The sequence below is a fragment of the Microlunatus soli genome (genome assembly GCF_900105385.1).
Lineage (GTDB): Bacteria > Actinomycetota > Actinomycetes > Propionibacteriales > Propionibacteriaceae > Microlunatus > Microlunatus soli.
The window spans coordinates 1,787,461-1,807,213 of sequence record NZ_LT629772.1 but is presented as its reverse complement, the minus strand read 5'-3'; the positions used below and the strand labels follow the sequence as shown (position 1 = coordinate 1,807,213).

Annotated in this window: 16 protein-coding genes; 9 read left to right on the top strand and 7 right to left on the bottom strand. The window is 67.3% G+C overall.

Annotated features, from left to right (window positions below; all coding sequences use genetic code 11):
- Positions 1-70: 70 nt before the first annotated feature.
- The gene (locus BLU38_RS08405; protein WP_231920241.1) at positions 71-1,486 is read right to left on the bottom strand and encodes an MFS transporter; all 1,416 of its coding nucleotides are present in this window, start codon (positions 1,484-1,486) and stop codon (positions 71-73) included.
- A gap of 332 nt (positions 1,487-1,818) precedes the next feature.
- On the opposite strand from BLU38_RS08405, the gene BLU38_RS08400 reads away from it, so the two are divergent.
- The 4 genes from BLU38_RS08400 to BLU38_RS31365 all read left to right on the top strand — a co-directional run bounded on the left by BLU38_RS08400 (position 1,819) and on the right by BLU38_RS31365 (position 4,878).
- Complete coding sequence (locus tag BLU38_RS08400) at positions 1,819-2,694, top strand: LysR substrate-binding domain-containing protein (RefSeq protein WP_197680045.1); 876 nt, start codon at positions 1,819-1,821, stop codon at positions 2,692-2,694.
- Between the two features lie 282 nt (positions 2,695-2,976).
- Entirely contained in the window at positions 2,977-3,399 is a 423-nt protein-coding gene (locus BLU38_RS08395; RefSeq protein ID WP_157683307.1) for a hypothetical protein, read from the top strand.
- Between the two features lie 154 nt (positions 3,400-3,553).
- Positions 3,554-3,994 carry a MarR family winged helix-turn-helix transcriptional regulator gene (locus tag BLU38_RS08390; RefSeq protein WP_091522868.1) on the top strand — a complete coding sequence of 147 codons (441 nt, stop codon included), beginning with the start codon at positions 3,554-3,556 and terminating at the stop codon, positions 3,992-3,994.
- 500 nt (positions 3,995-4,494) lie between these two features.
- Positions 4,495-4,878, top strand: coding sequence for a cold-shock protein (locus tag BLU38_RS31365; RefSeq protein ID WP_091522864.1), 384 nt, complete (start codon positions 4,495-4,497; stop codon positions 4,876-4,878).
- Between the two features lie 95 nt (positions 4,879-4,973).
- Here the strand turns inward: BLU38_RS31365 and BLU38_RS08380 are convergent, their stop codons facing one another.
- From BLU38_RS08380 to BLU38_RS08370, 3 genes are read right to left on the bottom strand one after another with little or no spacing between them, the layout of a single operon-like run.
- Positions 4,974-5,819, bottom strand: a complete 846-nt coding sequence (locus tag BLU38_RS08380; protein WP_197680044.1) for an ABC transporter permease — start codon at positions 5,817-5,819, stop codon at positions 4,974-4,976.
- Between the two features lie 5 nt (positions 5,820-5,824).
- Positions 5,825-6,676 carry an ABC transporter permease gene (locus BLU38_RS08375; RefSeq protein WP_231920240.1) on the bottom strand — a complete coding sequence of 284 codons (852 nt, stop codon included), beginning with the start codon at positions 6,674-6,676 and terminating at the stop codon, positions 5,825-5,827.
- Positions 6,673-7,830: an ABC transporter ATP-binding protein gene (locus tag BLU38_RS08370; protein WP_091522861.1), complete on the bottom strand. Its 1,158-nt coding sequence runs from the start codon at positions 7,828-7,830 to the stop codon at positions 6,673-6,675. Before BLU38_RS08370 ends, BLU38_RS08375 begins: the two co-directional genes overlap by 4 nt.
- Before the next feature lie 148 nt (positions 7,831-7,978).
- Here BLU38_RS08370 and BLU38_RS08365 point away from each other — a divergent pair, with 148 nt between their 5' ends.
- From BLU38_RS08365 to BLU38_RS08350, 4 genes are all read left to right on the top strand, one after another.
- On the top strand, positions 7,979-9,169 hold the full coding sequence (locus tag BLU38_RS08365; RefSeq protein ID WP_172836099.1) for an ROK family transcriptional regulator: 1,191 nt from the start codon (positions 7,979-7,981) through the stop codon (positions 9,167-9,169).
- Between the two features lie 118 nt (positions 9,170-9,287).
- Entirely contained in the window at positions 9,288-10,547 is a 1,260-nt protein-coding gene (locus tag BLU38_RS08360; protein ID WP_172836098.1) for a sulfatase family protein, read from the top strand.
- Entirely contained in the window at positions 10,547-12,688 is a 2,142-nt protein-coding gene (locus BLU38_RS08355; protein ID WP_091522850.1) for an ABC transporter substrate-binding protein, read from the top strand. Before BLU38_RS08360 ends, BLU38_RS08355 begins: the two co-directional genes overlap by 1 nt.
- Before the next feature lie 21 nt (positions 12,689-12,709).
- Entirely contained in the window at positions 12,710-14,224 is a 1,515-nt protein-coding gene (locus BLU38_RS08350) for an NCS2 family permease (protein WP_231920239.1), read from the top strand.
- Positions 14,225-14,310: 86 nt separating this feature from the next.
- Here BLU38_RS08350 and BLU38_RS08345 read toward each other — a convergent pair whose 3' ends face one another.
- Both BLU38_RS08345 and BLU38_RS08340 read right to left on the bottom strand, forming a co-directional pair.
- Entirely contained in the window at positions 14,311-15,561 is a 1,251-nt protein-coding gene (locus tag BLU38_RS08345) for a choice-of-anchor P family protein (protein ID WP_091522847.1), read from the bottom strand.
- A 234-nt stretch (positions 15,562-15,795) separates the two neighbouring features.
- Positions 15,796-16,647 (bottom strand): PPK2 family polyphosphate kinase, encoded by an 852-nt coding sequence (locus tag BLU38_RS08340; protein WP_091522844.1) that lies wholly within the window; start codon positions 16,645-16,647, stop codon positions 15,796-15,798.
- 165 nt (positions 16,648-16,812) lie between these two features.
- Between BLU38_RS08340 and BLU38_RS08335 the strand changes: the two genes are divergently transcribed.
- Complete coding sequence (locus BLU38_RS08335; protein ID WP_091522840.1) at positions 16,813-17,604, top strand: DUF3027 domain-containing protein; 792 nt, start codon at positions 16,813-16,815, stop codon at positions 17,602-17,604.
- Between the two features lie 120 nt (positions 17,605-17,724).
- Here BLU38_RS08335 and BLU38_RS08330 read toward each other — a convergent pair whose 3' ends face one another.
- A complete protein-coding gene (locus BLU38_RS08330; RefSeq protein WP_231920238.1) occupies positions 17,725-19,752 on the bottom strand; it encodes a PhoX family protein in 2,028 nt (675 codons plus the stop codon).
- Position 19,753: the final 1 nt, after the last annotated feature.

Genomic DNA, 19,753 nt, shown 5'->3' with positions numbered 1-19,753 from the left:
GCTGCCAACCAGACGGCGGCAGAGCGCCGTTGCGCGAGAGCCCGACGACGCTCTGGCAGCCTCTGGGATTTCAGCGGTGGACGATGTGCAGCGGCACCCGGCTGCGTACGACGGTCAGTCGCAGCTGGGACTGGTGGGCCATCGCCAGGCCGGCCGAGACGGCGACCAGTGCGACGATCACACCGCAGGTCAGCATGGTCGGCCGGACGCCGAAGTGGTCGATGGCCGACCCGACGATCGGGCCACCGATCGCCTGGCAGCCGAGCAGCATCAGCAGGTAGACGCTCATCACCCGGCCGCGGACGGCCGCCGGGGCAGTCATCTGCACCAGCGAGTTGGCGCTGGTCATGAACAGCATGGTGACGATGCCGATGCCGATCAGAGTGGCGCAGAACAGCAGTTCGATCCCGAACACCGAGGCCAGGGCCAGGCCGATGCCGAGCCCGACCAGGCAGCTGACCAGGAAGCGCAGCCGAGGGCTGGCGCTGCGCCGGGCCGACAACAGGGCGCCGGTCAGCGAACCGATCGCGACCAGGGTGTTGAACATGCTGTAGCCGCCGACCCCCGCGTTGAACTCGGTGGTGGCGAATGCGGTCAGGATGACCGGCATGTTGAGCCCGAAGAGCGCGAGCGCGGCCACCAGCACGATGGCCCACATCACCTCCGGGGTACGGCGGATGTAGCGCAGTCCCTCGGCGACCTGATCCTTGATCGACGCGTCGGCGGTTGCGGCGCCGGTCCGATGGGATTCCGGGATCGCCATGATGCCGAGCAGGGTGACCACCAACAGGCAGGCGCCGCCGTTGATCATGAACGACGGTCCCTGTCCGACGGCGTTGATCAGCACACCGGAGATCGCCGGACCGATCAGCCCGCCGAGCTGGAAGACCGAGGAGTTGAGGCTGATCGCATTGCGGATGTGGGCGTGGCCGACCAGTTCGGAGACGAAGGCCTGCCGGGTCGGATTGTCCACCACGGTGACGAACCCGAGCAGCGCCGCGATCGTGAACACATGCCAGGCCTGTACCGCACCGGTGACCGCGAGCGTACCGAGCAGGATCGCCAGGCCGGCGGCGACCGACTGGGTGATCATCAGCACCCGGCGCTTACCGAATCGGTCGGCGATCAGGCCGCCGAACATGCCGAACAGCAACACCGGAAGGAACTGACAGGCCACCGTGATGCCGACCGCGGCGGCACTTCCGGTGAGATCGCTGATCAACCAGTCCTGAGCGATCCGCTGCATCCACAGTCCGGTGTTGGCGACCAACTGGCTGCAGACGTAGATCCGGTAGTTGCGGACCTGCAGGGCGGAGAAGCTGCGCGGCCAGCGGAACGCTGCCTTCGGCGCCGTCTGCTGGTCGGCTGGGGACAGATCGGCCGCATCAACGGTGGGAGCGGCGGCGCGATCGAACGACGACTCGTCGAGGTCGATCGGATCTGTTGGGTCGAGGCGGACGGAGGGCGCACGGCGTTCAGCGGGCACCGCGGACACGGGGCAATCACCAGACTTTTTGCATCAGAACTCACGGGTGGGGCACGCACCTCACACACGTCGTCGTGTCGTCATCCGTGTGAGATTGGGGGAAGTCACCGGGCTGCGAGGCTGTGCGGACCAGACTATGCCAGTCGAGATATTGATGCACATCATTGCAGCTATATCTAGTATTGCGTCACGTAATAACTTGGTGAGCCGCCAGGTCGCCCGGTGGAACAAAGTGCCGTATCAGGCCGTACGCGGCCCCGCTTCCGCCCGGTTGCCCTGCTGGCGAGCAAGAATGTTGCAGGCGTGCCGCAGTCGCGGGCGCGGGAGAGGCGATGATGGCCGACGAGCAGACCTTCGATCCGGTGCTGTTGCGCACCTACCTTGCCGTCGTCGAGGGCCTCAGCTTCACCCGGGCCGCCGAGCAGCTCGGTCTCAGCCAGCCGACGGTGTCCCAGCACATCCGCCGATTGGAACAGGCGGCAGGCCGACAACTGGTCTCCCGGGACACCCGGACCGTACGGCTGACCGACAACGGCGAGGCGATGGCCGGCTTCGCGCGGACGATCCTGGCCGCCAACGACGATGCGATCGCCTATTTCCGCGGCTCGGCGATGTCCGGCCGGCTCCGGTTCGGCGCCGCCGACGAGCTCGCGCTGAGCGAACTGCCGACCATCCTGCGGGACTTCCGTCAGCTCTATCCCAAGATCAACTTGGAGCTGACCGTGACCCAGTCGGGCATCCTGCAGCGACGGCTGATGGCCAATCATCTGGACCTGATCTTCATCAACCAGGAGCCGGACACCGATCGTGGCCGGCTGGTCCGCCGGGATCGGCTGGTCTGGGTCGGGCTGGACACGACCGAACTCGATCCGCATCAGCCGGTGCCATTGATCACGTATCACGCACCGAGCTACAGCCGGAGCTCGGCGATCGGCGCCCTGGAGGCGCGTGGCTGGAGTTGGCGGATCACCTGCAACACCCGGGAGATCAATGCGATCCTGGCCGCCACCCGGGCCGGACTCGGCATTTGCGTGTTGGCCCAGAGCCGGGTGCCCGGTGACCTACGATCGCTGTCCGGTCGTTTCGATCTGCCGACCCTGCCCGACGTCGAGATGGCGCTGGTGGACAACCCGCGCGCACCACGCGAACCGGTCGAGGCCCTGGCCCGGGCGATCCACAATCTTCCGCTGGCGCCGCTCAAGCCCTGATCGGCCGGGCGGCGACTCCGCGGCCGGGCGGCGACTCCGCGGCCGGACTGCTCGGCGTACTCCGATATTCCAACATCGGCCACGTCGGGTGCGGACAGATCCGAACGTGCCACTCGATTCATGAGGCGCTCCCTAATGTCGCATCAGGACGGGATCACGACGCCCTTTCGATCGGCGTTCGGTGGGCTGCGTTTCGGGTTCTTGCACCTCGGTGTGGCTGTAATGGCGGCCACAGGCAGCCGGGCCGTGGCGGCGGAACCGACGAACGCGAAGGAGATCGACATGAGTGAGAGATCCGGCACCGACGACGCCGTGGACAAGGCAGCTCACGCAGGACGGGAGGTGGCTACCGGCTCGAAGTCGTTCGGTGTGGCCGCGCTGATCGTCTCGATCCTGGAAGCCGTGTTGTTCTTCGGTTCGACCATCCTGATCGGTGTCAACTTCGGGCTGCTGGTGAGCGCGCTGACCAAGGCAACGAAGAGCGGTTCCGAGGACGCCGGTCAGGCCGTCGCGGCGGCCGGGACGTGGGCCGTGGTGATGGTGCTGGCGTTCGTGGTCGGAGTGATCCTGATCGGTTCGGCACTGACCCTGGCCATCCAGGCCATCGGCACCGGCAAGGGACGCAAGCTCGGCGTTGTCAGTCTGATCATCGCCATCTCGCCGTTCATCGTCCCCGGGATCGCGGTGGCCGTCATCGGACACTAGCCGGCGAGTCCTGCGAACTGCTGCCGTGCTGTCGGTAGCCGTCAGGTTGTGGGAGTCGCCGTGGCCCAGCCGACGCCGTTCGAAGTCCTGACATCGAGGGCGCGGGGTCCTATGCTGCTGCGGACACATCGTGCTGCTGGCCTGAGGAGCTGGGGTGGACGCGGATCTGGTGACCCGGCTGCGGCGGGTGGTGGGCCAACTGACCCGCGAGCTCAACGTGACCTCGACGGGTGAAGGTCTGACCCCGACCCAGGCCTCGGTGCTGGGCCAGATCGTGACCCAGGGTCCGATGAAGCTGGCCGAACTGATCGACCGCGAGCGGCTGAACCCGACAATGATGTCGCGGGTGGTCGGCAAGCTGGTCGATCAGGGGCTGATCGTGCGCACGGCCGATCCGAGCGACCTCCGATCGGTGTCGGTGTCGGGCACCGAACGTGGTCGGGATATCCACGACCGGATCCGGAGTCGCCGGGCCGCGCTGGTGGCCGACTGCGTGCGACAGCTGCCGCAGGCGGAGTCCGATGCGATCTCCGCGGCCGTCCCGGCGTTGGAGATGCTCGTCGCCGCGCTCGCCGCCGATGCCCGTCCGGACTGATGCCGTCCGGGGGCCCTCCCGTCCGGAGGGACACGTCTCGAGTCGCCCGTCACGAGGGGCTCGTTGCGGAGAATTCCCTGTCGGAGCGGCCCGTCCGGAGTCGCCCCGTCACGAGTCGCCCCGTCACGAGTGGGCCCGTTCCGAGTGGGCCCGTTCCGAGCACCCCCATTCGAGGAGCCCGGTCCGGGCTGAACGGCGACCGCACCCCTGTCGGGTCTCAATCCGCTGTCGGGTCGCGCCCCGTGCCGCCATGTCGTGCTTGGTCGTACGGGGTCGGGACGTTTCGTAACTCGTGTTGCCGTATCGCCGTCGGTGGCGCGCGGTCGGGGACGATTCGGCTGCTCGTGGTGCCATATCGCCGTCGGGCGTCGCCGTGGGGCGTCCGGAGCAGCAAGGGTGTCCGATGGGCAAAGTTGGTTGGGGCGGAGCGGAACAATCGATACGCTTGGCCCGGCCCGGAAGCGTCCGGGGCGTCGACCGGTCGAGCAAGTGAGGTTGCGGTGCCAACAGGGAAGGTCAGGTTCTACGACTCCGCCAAGGGGTTCGGATTCCTGAGCAAGGAGGACGGTGGGGACGTCTATGTCCGCGCCGCGGCGCTGCCTGCCGGCGTGACCGCCCTCAAGCCCGGGCAACGGGTCGAGTTCGGCGTGGTCGAAGGACGCAAGGGCGAGCAGGCCCTGTCGGTCCGACTGCTGGACGCGCCCGTGTCGCTGGCCAAGCAGAATCGGAAGTCGCCCGATGAGATGGCCGTCATCGTCGAGGACCTGATCAAGATGCTGGACGCCGTCGGCAACGGCTACCGCCGCGGCCGTCATCCCGACGGCAAGGTCGGCAAGAAACTCGCCACCGTGCTCCGCGCCGTCGCCGACGAACTCGACGTCTGAGGCGTTCGGGGCGCACAGCGCCAGGATGATATATCGAGGTTAGGCACGTTCCCGCAGTGCTGGAACGTGCCTAACCTTGATATATCGCGTCCAGTTCAGTGGCCCGCGCTGGAGTAGTGGCGGGATTGGTGGCGCCAGAAGGCGTACGCGGTAATGGTGGTGAGGATGCCTGCGGCCGGGGCCAGGAGGGCCAGCCAGGCCGGGGTGGCCAGCTCGTCGGTGCGACCCAGGAGGACCGAGGCCGGGAAGTAGGCGATGAAGGCCAGCGGGAAGACGAAGGTCAGGCCGAGTTGGATGCCGCGCGGGAAGATCCGCAGCGGGTAGCCGCCGAGCTCGGCCAGCAGTTGGTCGATCGCGTACGACAGCGTCTCGGTCGACAGCAGCCGGAACGACAGGGCGCTGGCGGCGAGCTGCATCGATCCCTCGATCAGGGCGCCGCCGATCACGGCCAGCACCAGGAAGCCGAAACTCGGTGCGGTCCAGGCGACGTCGACGGCGGCGGCGCCGATCACGATCAGCCCGATACCGCCGATCAGGTCGCCGATCACGGTCAGGTTGAACTGCCGGGTGATCACCTGGAGCAGCGGATCGAGCGGTCGGATCAGGAACCGGTCGAAGGTTCCCTCCCGGACGATGTCGCCGACCTCGCCGAGCAGTTGGGCGAAGAAGAAGGTGAACAGCCCGTGCGCGCCGAGCCGCATCCCGTACAGCAGCGCCAGCTCCGGCAGGCCCCAGCCGCCGAGTTGGCCGAACTGGCTGACCACCACCCAGACGAAGGCGAAACCAGCGCCCTGGTACGCGATCGCGCCGATCAGCGAGATGATCAGGTTCGCCCGATATTGGCCCTGGGCGCGGACCGCGGCCGACAGCAGCACGCCGTAGAGCCGAAGCTGGCGCAGCGGTCCGGTATCTCGACGGGAATGCTGTTGGACCTCCGGCATCAAGATCAACCTCCCTGGACCACGACGCGTCGGACCGCGCGCCACCAGACCAGCCGCAGCAGCAGCCAGAGCAGCACCGCCCAGATTGCGGAGATGATCACCGAGCGGACCAGCTCGGGTCCGTTGATCTTGCCCAGGAAGATGGCGACCGGAGCGTAGGTGGTGGCCTGGAAGGGGAGCGCGGCAGCCACCGTCCGCAGCCAGTCCGGCATGAACCACAGCGGCACCAGCGACCCGGAGAGGAAGCGGCTGACCAGGCTGTAGGACAGCCAGATCCCTCCGATCTCCAGCATCCAGAAGGCCAACAGGTCGAGCAGCAGTTCCAGTTCGATCGCGATCACCACGGCCAAGATCACCGAGACCAGGTAGCCGGCGACGGCCTGCGCACCGGCCGGCCGAGCCGCCCCGCCGAGCAGCAACGCGAACGGAACGGCGATCACGGCGAACGGCAGACCGGCGACGATCGTCCCGGCCCTGGCCATCGCGGCCTGTTGCAGAACACCGATCGGCCGAGCCAGATCGGCGCCGATCTTGCCTTCCCGCAGGCGCTGCCGCATCGAATAGGTCGACCACTGGTCGATCAGCCAGAACTGGATCATCGACAGCGAGACGTAGCCCAGCTGGGTCGACAGCGGGACCGAGCCGACACCGCCGTTGCCGGTCACAGCCGGCCGGTCGGCATAGACCCAGGTCCAGACGAATCGCAACGCCACAACATGGATCAGCAGTACCGCGACCGAGATCATCAGCCCCGCTCGGTAGATCAACTTCGCACGGAACGCCATCCTGGCGACCGCGAGATAGGCGCCGACCCGCCACCGCAGTCCGGTCGTCGCGGAGACCGATTGCACCGTCACGGCTTGCTCCGGACGCCCGACGAATCAGGGCCGCCCGACGAATCAGGATTGCCCGACGAGTCCGGATCGCCGGACGCATCCCGGTCGCCCGACCGACCTGGACCGCTCCACGAGCCCGGATCGTCCGACGAGCCCGAGGCGGCGGGGGCCGTCGGGGCGGTGACGTCCACGTGCTGGTCGGAGTAGATCTGTCGGATCACCCCGCCGAGATCGGGTTCGACGATCGCCAGGTCGGCGACGCCGTAGCGGGCCATCAGCCGGCCGATCACCTCGGCCATCTGCTGGGAGTCCGGATCCACCCGGAGCCAGACCCGGCCGTCCTCGATCTTGGACCGGGTGGTGCCGGCGACCTGCAGCGACTCCAGGTCGGCCGGCTGCACCACCAGCTCGCGATAGGGCGCATAGCGGTGTTTCAACGCGGCCAGCGAGCCGTCGTACAGCAGCATGCCGTGGTCGATCAGCATGATCCTGGAGGTCAACCGTTCAAGATCACCGAGATCGTGGGTGGTCAGGATGACGGTGGTCCGCCGGTCGGCATTCAGATCGGCGATGAAGTCACGGATCCGTTCCTTGGCGACGATGTCGAGCCCGATGGTCGGTTCGTCGAGATAGAGGATCTTCGGCCCGTACAACATCGCCGCCGCGAGGTCGCCGCGCATCCGCTGGCCCAGGGACAACTGCCGGACCGGGGTCTGCAGGAAGTCGGCCATCCCGAGCAACTCGGTGAAGTGTCCGACGGTGTCTCGCAACCGGTCGGTGGGGACGTCGTAGAGCTTGCCGATCAACCGGAACGACTCGATCAGCGGGAGGTCCCACCACAGCTGGGATCGCTGTCCGAACACCACACCGATCTGTCGGGCGTTGCGCTCCCGATCGCGCCACGGCAGCACACCGCCGACCTCGAGCGAACCGGAGGTCGGTACCAGGATGCCGGTCAGCATCTTGATCGTGGTCGACTTTCCGGCGCCGTTGGGTCCGATGTAGCCGACCAGTTCGCCCGGCTCGATCGTGAACGAGACGTCTCGGACCGCTCGCACCACCTCGTGCTGCCGGGTCAGCAGCGTCCGCAGCCCGCCGAACGGGCCGTCGAAGCGGCGTGGCCGGTGGAACTCCCGACACAGACCCTGCACGCTGATCAACGCCGACGCTGGCATGTTTCGACGCTACTGGCGGAGTGGGGCCGCTGCCACCGAATTGGCGCCGACGATCAATTCGCCTAATTAGTTACGTTGGGCCGTAAGAATGATTAGACTGCGGACGAGCAGCTGACCGGGGGAGTGCCCGGTCCGGGAAGGGATGATCGTGTACGCGAGCCAGCAGCGGGTGCGTTCGCACAATCTGGGTTCGGTGGCCGCCGTGGTCCGAGAGCGCGGCGGCTGTTCGCGTACCGACATCGGCGAGGCCTTGAGCCTGAACAAGGCGACCGTCTCCAGCCTGGTCGGTGAGCTGATCGGTCGTGGGCTGGTGGAGGACGCCGGACAACGCGCGACCTCCGGCCCGGGGCGTCCCCGGACGATCGTCCGCCCCGACGCCACCCGACACGTGTCGCTGGTGGTGGAGATCCTGACCGATCGGGTGCGGTTGAGCAGTTGGACCTTGGCAGCGACGCGGCTGGAGCACCGGACGCTCGATCTCGACCCGATCGACGGCGGACCCGAACAGACGCTGCAGCAGACCGCAGAGGCGTTGGCGGCCTGGGTCCGACGACTCCGCGCCGCCGATCGCATCGTGACCGGCATCGCCGTCTCGGCCCCCGGGCTGGTCGACACCAGATCCGGGACGCTGGTCCGATCGAGCCCGCTGCAGTGGAACGACGTCGACATCCGGGCCGCTCTGCAGCGGCGCCGGGCGCTGCGCGAGGTTCCGGTGCTGGTCGAGCGGGTGGCCAACCTGGCCACGGTCGCGGAGTGGCAGCGGGCGCCGGAGCTGGAGGACGTGATCTGCCTGCACGGCGGTGAAACCGGGCTCGGCGTCGGGGTGGTGACCGGTGGCCGGCTGCTCTCCGGTGCCAACGGCCGGGCCGGCGGGCTGCTGTTCGCCGACAACGTCCGGATGTCGGTCCGACCCGGCCGGCCGGCGTCCTCGGCGCGACTGGTCGCACCGGCGGCCGAGCATCTGGGCTTCGAGGATCTGCTCGATCTGGTTCGCGACCCGGACAGCAGTTTCGTGGAGGAGGCGGCCGCGCTGCGCGCCGGCCTGGATCGCGGCGACACCGAGATCACCGGAGCGGTCGATGCCTTCGCCGATCGGCTCGGTGACCGGTTGGTTGCCTTGCTGGAGTTGTTCGACCCCTCCGACGTGATCTTCGCCGGCCCGTTGGAAGCAATCGCCGATCGGGTGATCCCTCGGGTCCGTCGCGGGCTGCCCGACCCGTCGACGATGCCGGAGGTGCGACTGGTCCCCGGCCGGTCCGGACCGGAGGCTTCGCTGGCCGGTGCTGCGTTGATGCTCGCCGATCGCACCTTCGCGCAGCTGGCGACAGCCGCAGCGTGATCAACAAACCATGATCGACCGATCATGACCGTCCGGACCTGATCGCAACACCATGATCAACAGAGACTGATCGACAGTGCCGTTGAAGCAGCGGCCGATGAAAGGAAGATCGACCATCGTGACCAACAACGACACCCCGGCACGTCCCAACATCGTCCTGGTGTTCATGGACGACATGGGCTACGGAGACATGGGCGCCATGGGTGGCTCGATGATCAAGACCCCGAACATGGACCGGGTGGCCGCCGGTGGTATCGCCTTCCGACAGATGTACGCGGCGGCTTCGGTCTGTACGCCGTCCCGCGCTGCACTGCTGACCGGCAGATATGCCCAGCGGGTCGGACTGGAGCGGGTGATCTTCCCGCAGGAACCGGAGGGGCTGAGCAGCTACGAACGCACCATGGCCGACCTGCTGTCGGAATGTGGCTACCGGACTGCGATCTACGGCAAGTGGCACCTCGGCGCTCGCCCCGAGCACAATCCGCTGCGGCACGGCTTCGAGGAGTTCTTCGGGATCCCGTACAGCAACGACATGGACCCGGTGCATCTGTTCGAGGGGCAGCAGGTCGCCGAGACCTATGTCGACCAATCGCTACTCACCAAGGCCTACACCGATCGGGCGATCGACTTCATCAGCAACCATGCCGATGAACCGTTCTTCGTGTATCTGCCGCACACCATGCCGCACATCCCGCTGCACGTCGAGGAAGGCTTCCGCGGACAGTCCCGAGGTGGCACGTACGGCGACACCATCGAGTGCATCGATCATCACCTCGGTCGACTCCTTGATCATCTTGATCAGTTGGAGCTGTCCGACAACACCCTGGTGATCGTCACCAGCGACAACGGACCCTGGTTCGAGGGCAGCACCGGCGGACTGCGGGGGCGCAAGGGGGAGAGCTACGAGGGTGGCATCCGGATGCCGTTCGTCGCCCGCTGGCCGGCCGAGATCCCGGCCGGAATCGAGTGCAACGAGCCGGCCGGTTTCATCGACCTGATGCCGACCCTGGTGACGCTGGCCGGTGGCAAGGTCCCCGACGATCGGCCGATCGACGGATGCGACATCAGCGCCACCCTGCGCGGGGAACCGATGCCCGAGCGGGCCCCGATCTTCACCTTCCACCAGTGGTCGTTGAATGCGGTCCGGGACGGTCGGTGGAAGCTCCACGTCCGGCGGCGCAACGATGCCGATCAGCGCGAGATGCCGCAGCTGTTCGACATGGAGTCCGACCCGACCGAGAGCTACAACCAGGCGAACCGCGAACCGGAGGTGCTCGGGCGGATGCTCGACATCGCCAGTCGGTTCGCCCAGCACATTCATGATCAACAACCCGAAGCGATGGCGCGTGCCAACGCCGGACCGGTGGAGGTCTCGTGATGTTGTATCGAAGTGATCATGGTGATCGGGCCCGGGGCTGGACCCGACGTGGATTCCTGAAGGCGGCGGCGTCGGCCGCCGGTGCCGCGGCCTTGGCCGGCTGCACCTCCGGCGGTGATGACAACAGCCGTGCCGGTGGCAACTCGACGGGTGCCCGGGGCAAAGGGTCGGTGACCGAGCCGCTGCCGCGGCCGAAGAGCTTCGCGCAGTCGCCGACGCTGCAGGACAAGGAACTGCCCCCGGTCGCCGAGCGACTGCCCGAACACCCCTACGTGGTCCCGCATCGATGGATCTCTGCCGGCAAGTACGGCGGCCGCCTGAACATGAACGTGTTCTCCACCCAGGGCGCGGCCGCCGCGGCCTCGGACTACAACTTCAGCTACGGCCACTCGCCGCTGCGCTGGCTCAACGACGGCCAGGACATCGGCCCGGGGATCGCGGAGAGCTGGGAGTCCAACGACGATGCGACCGAGTGGACCTTCCACTTCCGCAAAGGGCTGCGCTGGTCCGACGGCGAACCGTGGACCACCGCCGACGTGCTGTTCTGGTGGGAGGAGTTCGTACTGGCCGAGAAGATGGGTCAGGTGGTCGCCGACGAGGCACGGTCCGGCACCGGCAAGCCGGCACGCTTCAGTGCCCCCGATGATCACACGCTGACCCTCACCTTCGACGCGCCGGCACCATTGACCGCCGACCGGGTCGCCAACTGGGTGAACGGCAACGTCGGGCGCACCGGACCGATTTGGAGCATGCCGGCGCACTACCTCAAGCAGTTCCATCCCAAGTGGGGCAAGAAGATTCCCGACGACTGGGACTCCGTCGGCGGGCTGATGGAGACCAAGGCCGACTGGCACCGCAACCCGGACTGCCCGACGCTGACCGGCTGGCGGTGCAAGTCCTTCGACAACAACACCGGCGTGGTGCTGGAACGCAATCCCTACTACTGGGTTGTTGCGCCGAACGGTGATCAACTCCCGTACCTCGACGAGTTGCAGTTCACCGTGATCACCGATCCCGAGGCCGGCAAGCTGCAACTCCAACAGGGCAACATCGACTTCTGCTACGGCCGGTTCAACCAGATCGCACTCGGCGACGTGCAGGGCATCAGGGACAGCGCGAAGCGGTCCGGGGTCGAGGTGCTGCTGTGGGACAGCGGTGCCGGCGGTGGACTGGCGGTGATGTTCAACTACGACTTCATCGATGACGAGCTCCGCGGGTTGATCAGGGAGCCGAAATTCCGGCAGGCCCTCTCGCACGCCTACCACCGCGACGAGGTGCGCCGCAGTGTCTACTTCAACACCGGCGAGCTGACGACCGGCACGATGAGCCCGAAGGCAGTGGAGTACCGCGTCAACGACACCGGTCGGCAGATGTATCGGCAGTGGAAGGACTCCTACGTCGCCTACGACCCGGAAAAGGCCAAGGCGATATTGGACGGTCTCGGCCTGCGGGACTCCGACGGTGACGGGCTCCGCGAGTTGCCCAGTGGCGAGCCGCTGACCCTTCGGCTGGACTATCACGCCGATCATTCCCAGGCCCAGCAGACCAGAGACAACCAGTTGGTGGCCGACCTGAAGGCGGTCGGAATCAAGCTGACGCTCAATCCGGTCCCGCCGCAGTCCTACGACGACCAGTGGCAGACCGGGAAGCTGATGGCCCGCGACGACTGGGAGATCGGGGACGGGCCCAACCACCTGGTCTATCCGCAGTTCTTCGTCCCGATCGAGGCCCAGCGGTGGGCACCGCTGCAGGGTCAGTGGTACGCCCGACGTGGCACGGCGCTGGAGAAGACCGAAGGCCGACTTGATCCGTGGAAGCGGCATCCGCCGCGGCTGGAGCCCGACGCGGGCAGCCCGATCGACCGGCTGTGGAAGCTGTATGACCGCTCCAAGACCGAGCCCGACGAGATGAAGCGGCACCAGCTGGTCTGGGACATGATCAAGATCCATCTCAGCGACGGCCCGTTCATGATGGGGACAGTTGCCAACTACCCGCAGGTGATGGTGGCCAAGACCGATCTGCGCAACGTGCCGCGCCGGGACAATCTGATGCTCGGCGGCTACGTCAACCCGTGGATCCACCCGACGCCGGCGGTCTACGACCCGGAATGCTGGTACTGGGAGGATCCCGCCGAGCACTGAGCGGCCGCTAGGATCCCGCCCGTGGCTACCGACAAGGCCGACGTCGCAACGCGACCGCAGCAACCGGGCAAAGGTTTCATCGACCGCTGGTTCGAGATCAGCGCTCGCGGATCGACGGTCGGGCGGGAGGTACGCGGCGGGCTGGTGACCTTCTTCACGATGGCCTACATCGTGGCGCTGAACCCGCTGATCATCGGCACCGCACCCGACGCCTCGGGCAATCTGCTGGGCGGATTGCCGTACAAGGACGCGGCCGGGGAGGTGATCGGGGCGAACGTCAGCCACGCGATCACCCTGGTCGCCGGCGCGACGGCGCTGATCGCCGGACTCTGCACGCTCGCGATGGGCGTGATCGGGCGCTACCCGTTGGGGATCGCGACCGGTCTGGGACTGAACGCGCTGCTGGCCTTCACCATCGCACCGCAGATGACCTGGCCGCAGGCGATGGGTCTGGTGGTGATCGAGGGCGTGGTGATCGCGCTGCTGGTGCTGACCGGCTTCCGGGCCGCCGTGTTCCGAGCGGTGTCGCCGTCGATGCGGGCCGCGATCTCGGTCGGACTGGGCCTGTTCATCGCCTTCGCCGGGCTCTTCGACGCCGGTGTGATCCGCAAGCCCGAAGGGTCGACACCGGTCCAGTTGGGGGTCGACGGATCACTCAGCGGGTGGCCGATGCTGGTCTTCGCCATCGGCCTGTTCGTGGTCGCGATCCTGCATGTCCGCAAGGTCCGCGGGGCCATCCTGTTGTCGATCGTGATCGCCACCGTGGTCGCGGTGATCATCCAGGCCGCCGCCGGGGTTCCGGCCCGCAGCGACGATGCACCGACCGGCTGGGCGTTGAACGTGCCGACCGTCGGCAGCTGGATCTCGGCGCCGGACCTCAGCCTGTTGGGTGACGTCAGCGTGTTCGGCGCCTTCACCTCCGGCGTTCAGCACGCGCTGCCGCTGGTGATGTTGATCTTCGCGCTGATCCTGTCCGACTTCTTCGACACGATGGGCACCGTGGTCGGCGTCGGCGCCGAGGGCGGGCTGCTGGACAAGGACGGCAACCCGCCTCATCTGGGGCCGGTGCTGATGGTCGACGCCCTGTCGGCCGCTGCCGGCGGCCTGGGGTCGGTGTCGTCCAACACTGCCTACATCGAGTCGGCCTCCGGCGTCGGTGAGGGAGCCCGGACCGGGCTGGCGTCGGTGGTCACCGGGCTCGGCTTCCTGGTCGCGATGTTCTTCGCGCCGCTGGCCTCGATCGTCCCGTCCGAGGCGGCCGCGCCGGCGCTGGTGTTCGTCGGGTTCCTGATGATGTCTCAGGTGACCAAGATCAACTGGACCGACGTCGAGGTCGGCCTGCCGGCCTTCCTGACGATCATCCTGATGCCGCTGACCTACTCGATCACCACCGGCATCGGCGCCGGCTTCGTGATGTTGGTGATCCTCAAGCTGACCCGCGGCAAGGCCCGCGAGGTGCACCCGTTGCTGTACGGGATCGCCGTGGCGTTCCTGATCTTCTTCCTGCAGGGCCTGATCACCCGTCTGATCAGCTGACCGAGTCGGCTGACGACAAACGGCGACGGGCCGAGGTCGATGTGACCTCGGCCCGGCGCCGTTCAGACGAACTCAGCGGTCGTCGCTCACTTGGCGGTGACCCCAGCTCGGGCGTACCCGATGCTGATCTTGGCACCGGCCTTCATCCCGGACTGCGCCTTGAGCAGCTCGAGCTGCACGGCGTAGACCGAGATGCCGGTGCTGCTCCGGGTGGTCTTGTTCAGCCAGAGGGTGCCGATCCCGGCGACGTCGATCTTGGTGTTCTCCTTGGTGGTCACCTTGATCGGCTTGCCGTTGATCGTCAGTCCGACCAGCTTGGTGCCCGCGATCGACTTCACCACCGGCTGGCCCGGCTTCTGGGTGGCTGACGCCTTGGCCGTGATGGCGTCGAGCTTGATCGCGCCGTCCAACACCGAGACCGCACCGGTGGTGGAGGAGGTCTTGGCCGCGGTCGCGGTGCTGCTGTCGGTGCTCAGACCGGTGGTGCCGACCGCTCCGACCTTGAGGATGCCGGGGACCGAGACGGCCGCGGTGTCGTTGCTCAGGGTCCGGCCGGTGGTGCCGCCACACGGCAGGTTGGTGGCCGCGGTCCGGCCCGACTTCACCACGCCGCCGACGAGCTGAACCTCGCTGCCGTAGGCGTTCCCGTAGGGCCGGGTGTGCACCGGATTGTTCAGCAGCGCATTGGAGTGTCCGACCACGATCGCACCGGACGGCAACCCGAGCAGCGACGACTTGTTCACGTTGATCACCAGCGCGTCGACGATCATCTGCGCCCGGCCGGCGGAGTTGATATAGCTCGCCTGCCGGTTCAGCGTGACCGCACCGAGGCCGGCCGGCAGCGAGATCTTGGTGTTCTTCGCCGGCGTCACCGAGATCGGCACGCCGGCGATCTTCAGGTCGGCGATCTTGGTGGTGCCGCTGGTCTTGAAGCCGCTCGAGGTGCTCGTGACCGTCGCCTTGGTGGTGATCGCGTCGGCGCGGATGATGCCGCCGAGCAGATTGACCGCGCCGGTCTTGGTCGTGGTCACCGTCTGCGGGGAATCCTCGCTGCCCTTGATCGAGGTGGTGACGGCACCGATCTTGCCGGCCGCGCCGAGGTTGACCGCCGCCGCGTTGTTGTCGCGGGTGGACTTGTCCGTGACGCACATGGTGACCAGCGACGTGGTGCCGGAGTTGACCACCGAGCCGAGCTTGGCCGTCGATCCGTAGGCGCTGCCGCCATGGGTGAAGTGCGCCGCCGGCGCCGCCGAAGCGTGCGGCGTGACGGCGATCGTGCCGGCGAGCGCAAGAGCTGCGCCGGCGACCAGAGATCGCCGACGGGAGAGGGAAAACATGCAGAAGCCTCCGAGTCATGGAATGGGGGACACGATCTCCACCTCCCCCGCGGCTTCGATCGTGAACGAAAGCTAGCAGCTTCTTGACGGTTCCCGCTGGCACTTCGGCATTTCCTGCCTCCTGCGATGATCTGCAATCCCCTTGCGTATCCAGATTGTCATCGAAAGGCCCGATTTCCTTGTGGGGCAGCGGTATCTGCAATCGGGTTGCAGATACCGCGATGCCCGAGATGATCAGTTCGGCGGTGCCAGCCGCCGTCGCAGGTCCGCCAGGTCGAGGTCCTTCTGGGGGAACTGCGGGTCAAGATCAACAAGCGTGTCCCGCAGGATCGTTGCGATCGCCCAGTTCCGATACCACTTGCGGTCGCTCGGGATGGCGTACCACGGCGCGGTGTCGGTCGAGGTGGCTGCCAGCATCGCGGCATAGGCGTCCTGATACTCCGGCCAGCGCCGGCGTTCGACGATGTCACCCTCGTTGAACTTCCAGTGCTTGGCGGGATCGTCCAGCCGAGCCAGCAGTCGCTCCCGTTGCTCGTCGTAGGAGATGTTCAGGAAGCACTTGATCATGGTCGTGCCGGCCTCGGCCAGCTCGGTCTCGAAGTCGTTGATCATGGCGTAGCGACGCTCCCGCTCGGCGTCGTCGATCTGCTGATGGACGACGGTGATCAAGACGTCCTCGTAGTGCGAGCGGTCGAAGACACCGATCATGCCCGGTCCCGGCACAGCGTTGCGGATCCGCCAGAGGAAGTCGTGCTCCAGCTCCTCGGCGGTCGGCTTCTTGAACGATCTGATGTGGGTCCCGGCCGGGCCGACGAGTCCCACGACGTGCTCGATCACGCCGCCCTTGCCCGAGGTGTCCATGCCCTGCAGGACCAGCAGCACCCGACGGCGATCACCGTCGGTGCCGGCGGCGTACAACCGCTCCTGCAGGTCGGCGAGCTCGCCACCGAGATCGGTCAGCTCGGCCAGCGCATCCTTCTTGGAGTCCGGTCCGGCCGGGATGTCGCGGGCCGGATGATCGGCCAGATCCACCACCCCGTCGACAGGACGGACACCGAGGAGCTTGCGCAGATCCTTTTTCGCCATGGCAGGAGCTTAAACAGCGATGGCAGGAGCTCGGACAGCGATGGCAGGAGCTCGGACAGGGACGGCAGGCGCCAGACGGATCGTCGACGAGGCGGCCCGGTGCGATCGGCTCAGCAGAGCGCAGGGGATTGGGATCGACCGGTGCCCGGCTGACACAATGGGGCCATGGCTACGTCCGGACGCGCCCGCGCGGTGAAACTCGACTCGATCTGCGCAGGTGCGGTCGATCTGGCCCGGGAGGCGGTTGTCGAGACCGCCGGAGTGCTCGGCGTCGGGGACTATCTGGGCTGCACCGCCGAGGCCGAGCGAGTCGTCACCCACCAGTTCGGCTGCCCGCATCCGGGTTACGTCGGGTGGAAGTGGTCGGCGACCGTCGCCCGTGCGTCCCGTGCCAAGCACGCCACCGTCGACGAGGTCGTGCTGCTGCCCGGCGAGGACGCACTGCAGGCCGAGGCGTGGGTGCCGTGGGCCGAGCGGATCGGCGCCGGCGACGTCGGCCCCGGACTGCTGATGCCGGCGCCGGACAGCGATCCGCGACTCGAACCGGGCTACACCGGCGGCGAGGACGCAGCCGACGCCGACCCGGCCGAGCTCTCCCAGACCCGTGCGGTCGTCGCCGAGCTCGGTCTCGGCCGTGAGCGGGTGTTGTCGGTCGAGGGTCGCAGTGAGGCCGCCGAACGCTGGCAGGCCGGCGATGGCGGTCCGGACAACCAGTTGAGCAAGCTGGCGCCCGCGACCTGCGTCACCTGTGGATTCTTCGTCCGGTTGCGGGGCAGCCTCGGCCGTGAGTTCGGCGTCTGCTCCAATGCCTATTCGCCGTCCGACGCAGGGGTGGTCAGCATCGATCACGGCTGTGGCGCGCATTCCTCGGTCGCCGAGCCGGAACGAACCCAGCAGCCGTCGGCGCCGGTCTGGGACACCATCGCCTGGGACGAGTCCGGCGGCCTGTTCGACTGACAGCCCCACCCGTACGGCTCACCCCAACCGACACCCAACTTCCCGCACGACGTACGACTTCCCGCACCCTGTGCGCGGGGTGCGGGAAGTCGTAGCTGGTGCGGGAAGCTGGGTGGCGGGCTAGTTGCGCTTCTTGGTGACCTGGACGATGGCCGGCCGCGGACCGCGCCACTCGCCGCGGGACGGCCGGGAGCCGGCGGCCACGTAATCGGGGAAGTAGGACTGCTGGTCATCCCAGCTGCCGTCCTCACCGGGATGCTGCACCGCGACGAAGACCGACCCGTCGGCGTCGTGGATGACCGGGCCGCAGGTCTCGGCCTGGTTCGGGACCGCCAGGAACTGGGCGACCTTGCCGCGCTCGTCCCCGGTCAGCGGCACCCGGAACAGCCCGTCGGCGAGCTTCAGCGCACTCGGCGCACCGTCGGTGGAGATCCAGAGGTTGCCCTTGGAGTCGAAGGCCACGTTGTCCGGGCAGGAGATCGGTGCGACCGGACCGTCGTAGCCGCCGAAGTAGGTGCCCGCGTCGTCCGGATCGCCGCAGACCAGGAACAGATCCCAGCTGAACGTGGTCGCGTCTGCCTGGTTCTTGTGCTCGGTCAACTCCACGATGTGGCCGTCCTTGTTGGCCTTGCGTGGATTGGCCGCATCCGGACCCGGCTTGCCGGCCTTGACTCCACGGTCGGTGTTGTTGGTGCACGCCACGTACACCTTGCCGGTGATCGGGTTGGGCTCGACGTCCTCGGGCCGGTCCATCGGTGTCGCGCCGAGCTTGTCGGCGGCCAACCGGGTGAAGACCAGCACCTCTTCGGTGGACATCCCGGGCACCACCGACTCGCCGTTCTCGGTCAGCGCGATCCACTCGCCGGTGCCGAGGTTGGCGTTGTCCGGCCGCTGCTCGCCGGTGAACTTGGCGACGTACAGGTCGCCCTCGGACAGCAGTTTCAGGTTGTGTTTGCGGGCGCCTTCGACGTACTTGCGCTTGGCGACGAACTTGTAGAGGTAGTCGAATCGTTCGTCGTCGCCCATGTAGACCGCGACGTTGCCCTCGTCGTCCACCCGGACGTTGGCGGCTTCGTGCTTGAACCGGCCGAGCGCGGTGTGCTTCTTCGGTGTCGAGGTCGGATCGGACGGGTCGATCTCCACCACCCAGCCGAAGCGGTGCGGCTCGTTGGCGTAGTCGGCCGTGGTCGCGTCGAAGCGCGGGTCGACCTTCTCGAACGCGTAGGAGGTGTCGGCGTCGGACAGCCCGTAGCGGGCGCTGCCGACGGCGTTCGGATCGGCCTTGAAATAGCCGTTGAAGTTTTCCTCGCCGGACAGGATCGTGCCCCACGGCGTCGTACCGCCCGAGCAGTTGCCCAGTGTGCCGTGCGGGAACATTCCCTCCGGGTCGGCCGCGGTCTGCAACAGCGCGACGCCGGCCGCCGGCCCGTCGAAGACGAACTCGGTGTTGCCGGTGATCCGGCGATTCAGCTCGGCGCCGCGGACGTACTTCCAGTTGCGACGCTTCGCCTTGCGCTCCAGTTCGACGATGCTGAAGCCGTGGGCGGCGATCATGGTCCGGATGACTTCCAGCTCTTCGGCGTCACTGGCGGTCGGCTCGAACATGATGTCGCGGTTGGTGTACTCGTGGTTGCAGACCAACAGGCCTTCCCGACCGGCGCGGTCGGTGACGATGATGTCGGTGTAGTCGTTGTTGTAACCGAACTGCAGTTCCTGAGCCTCGGCGTTGGGGTGGCTCGGATCGAAGTCGGGCGAGTTGTGGAACAGCGGATCGCCCCAGCGCAGGATCGGATTCCAGGTGTAGCCGGCCGGTACGGTGACGGCATCGGTCTCGAACGGAACGGGATCGATCGGCTCGAACTCCAGTGCGCCGCTGCCGACGGTATCGGTGCTCTTCGCGCCGCCCTTCGGCTTGGCTGCGGCAGGTTCCAGGGGCAACGCCCCGCTGCCGGCTGCGACTCCGGCGGCGAGTGTTCCGGCGGCGGCGAGCAACCGGCGACGGCTCAACTGGGCCGAGGCGATCTCGCGGAAGCTCGGCTCGGTGGACTGGTTGGGAACCGGGTGCGCGCAGGCATTGTTGCACTTCAGTGCGCAGGTAACGGCGCTGCGATTCCCGTGGGTGAGGCCCAGCATGGGCAGCAACTTCATG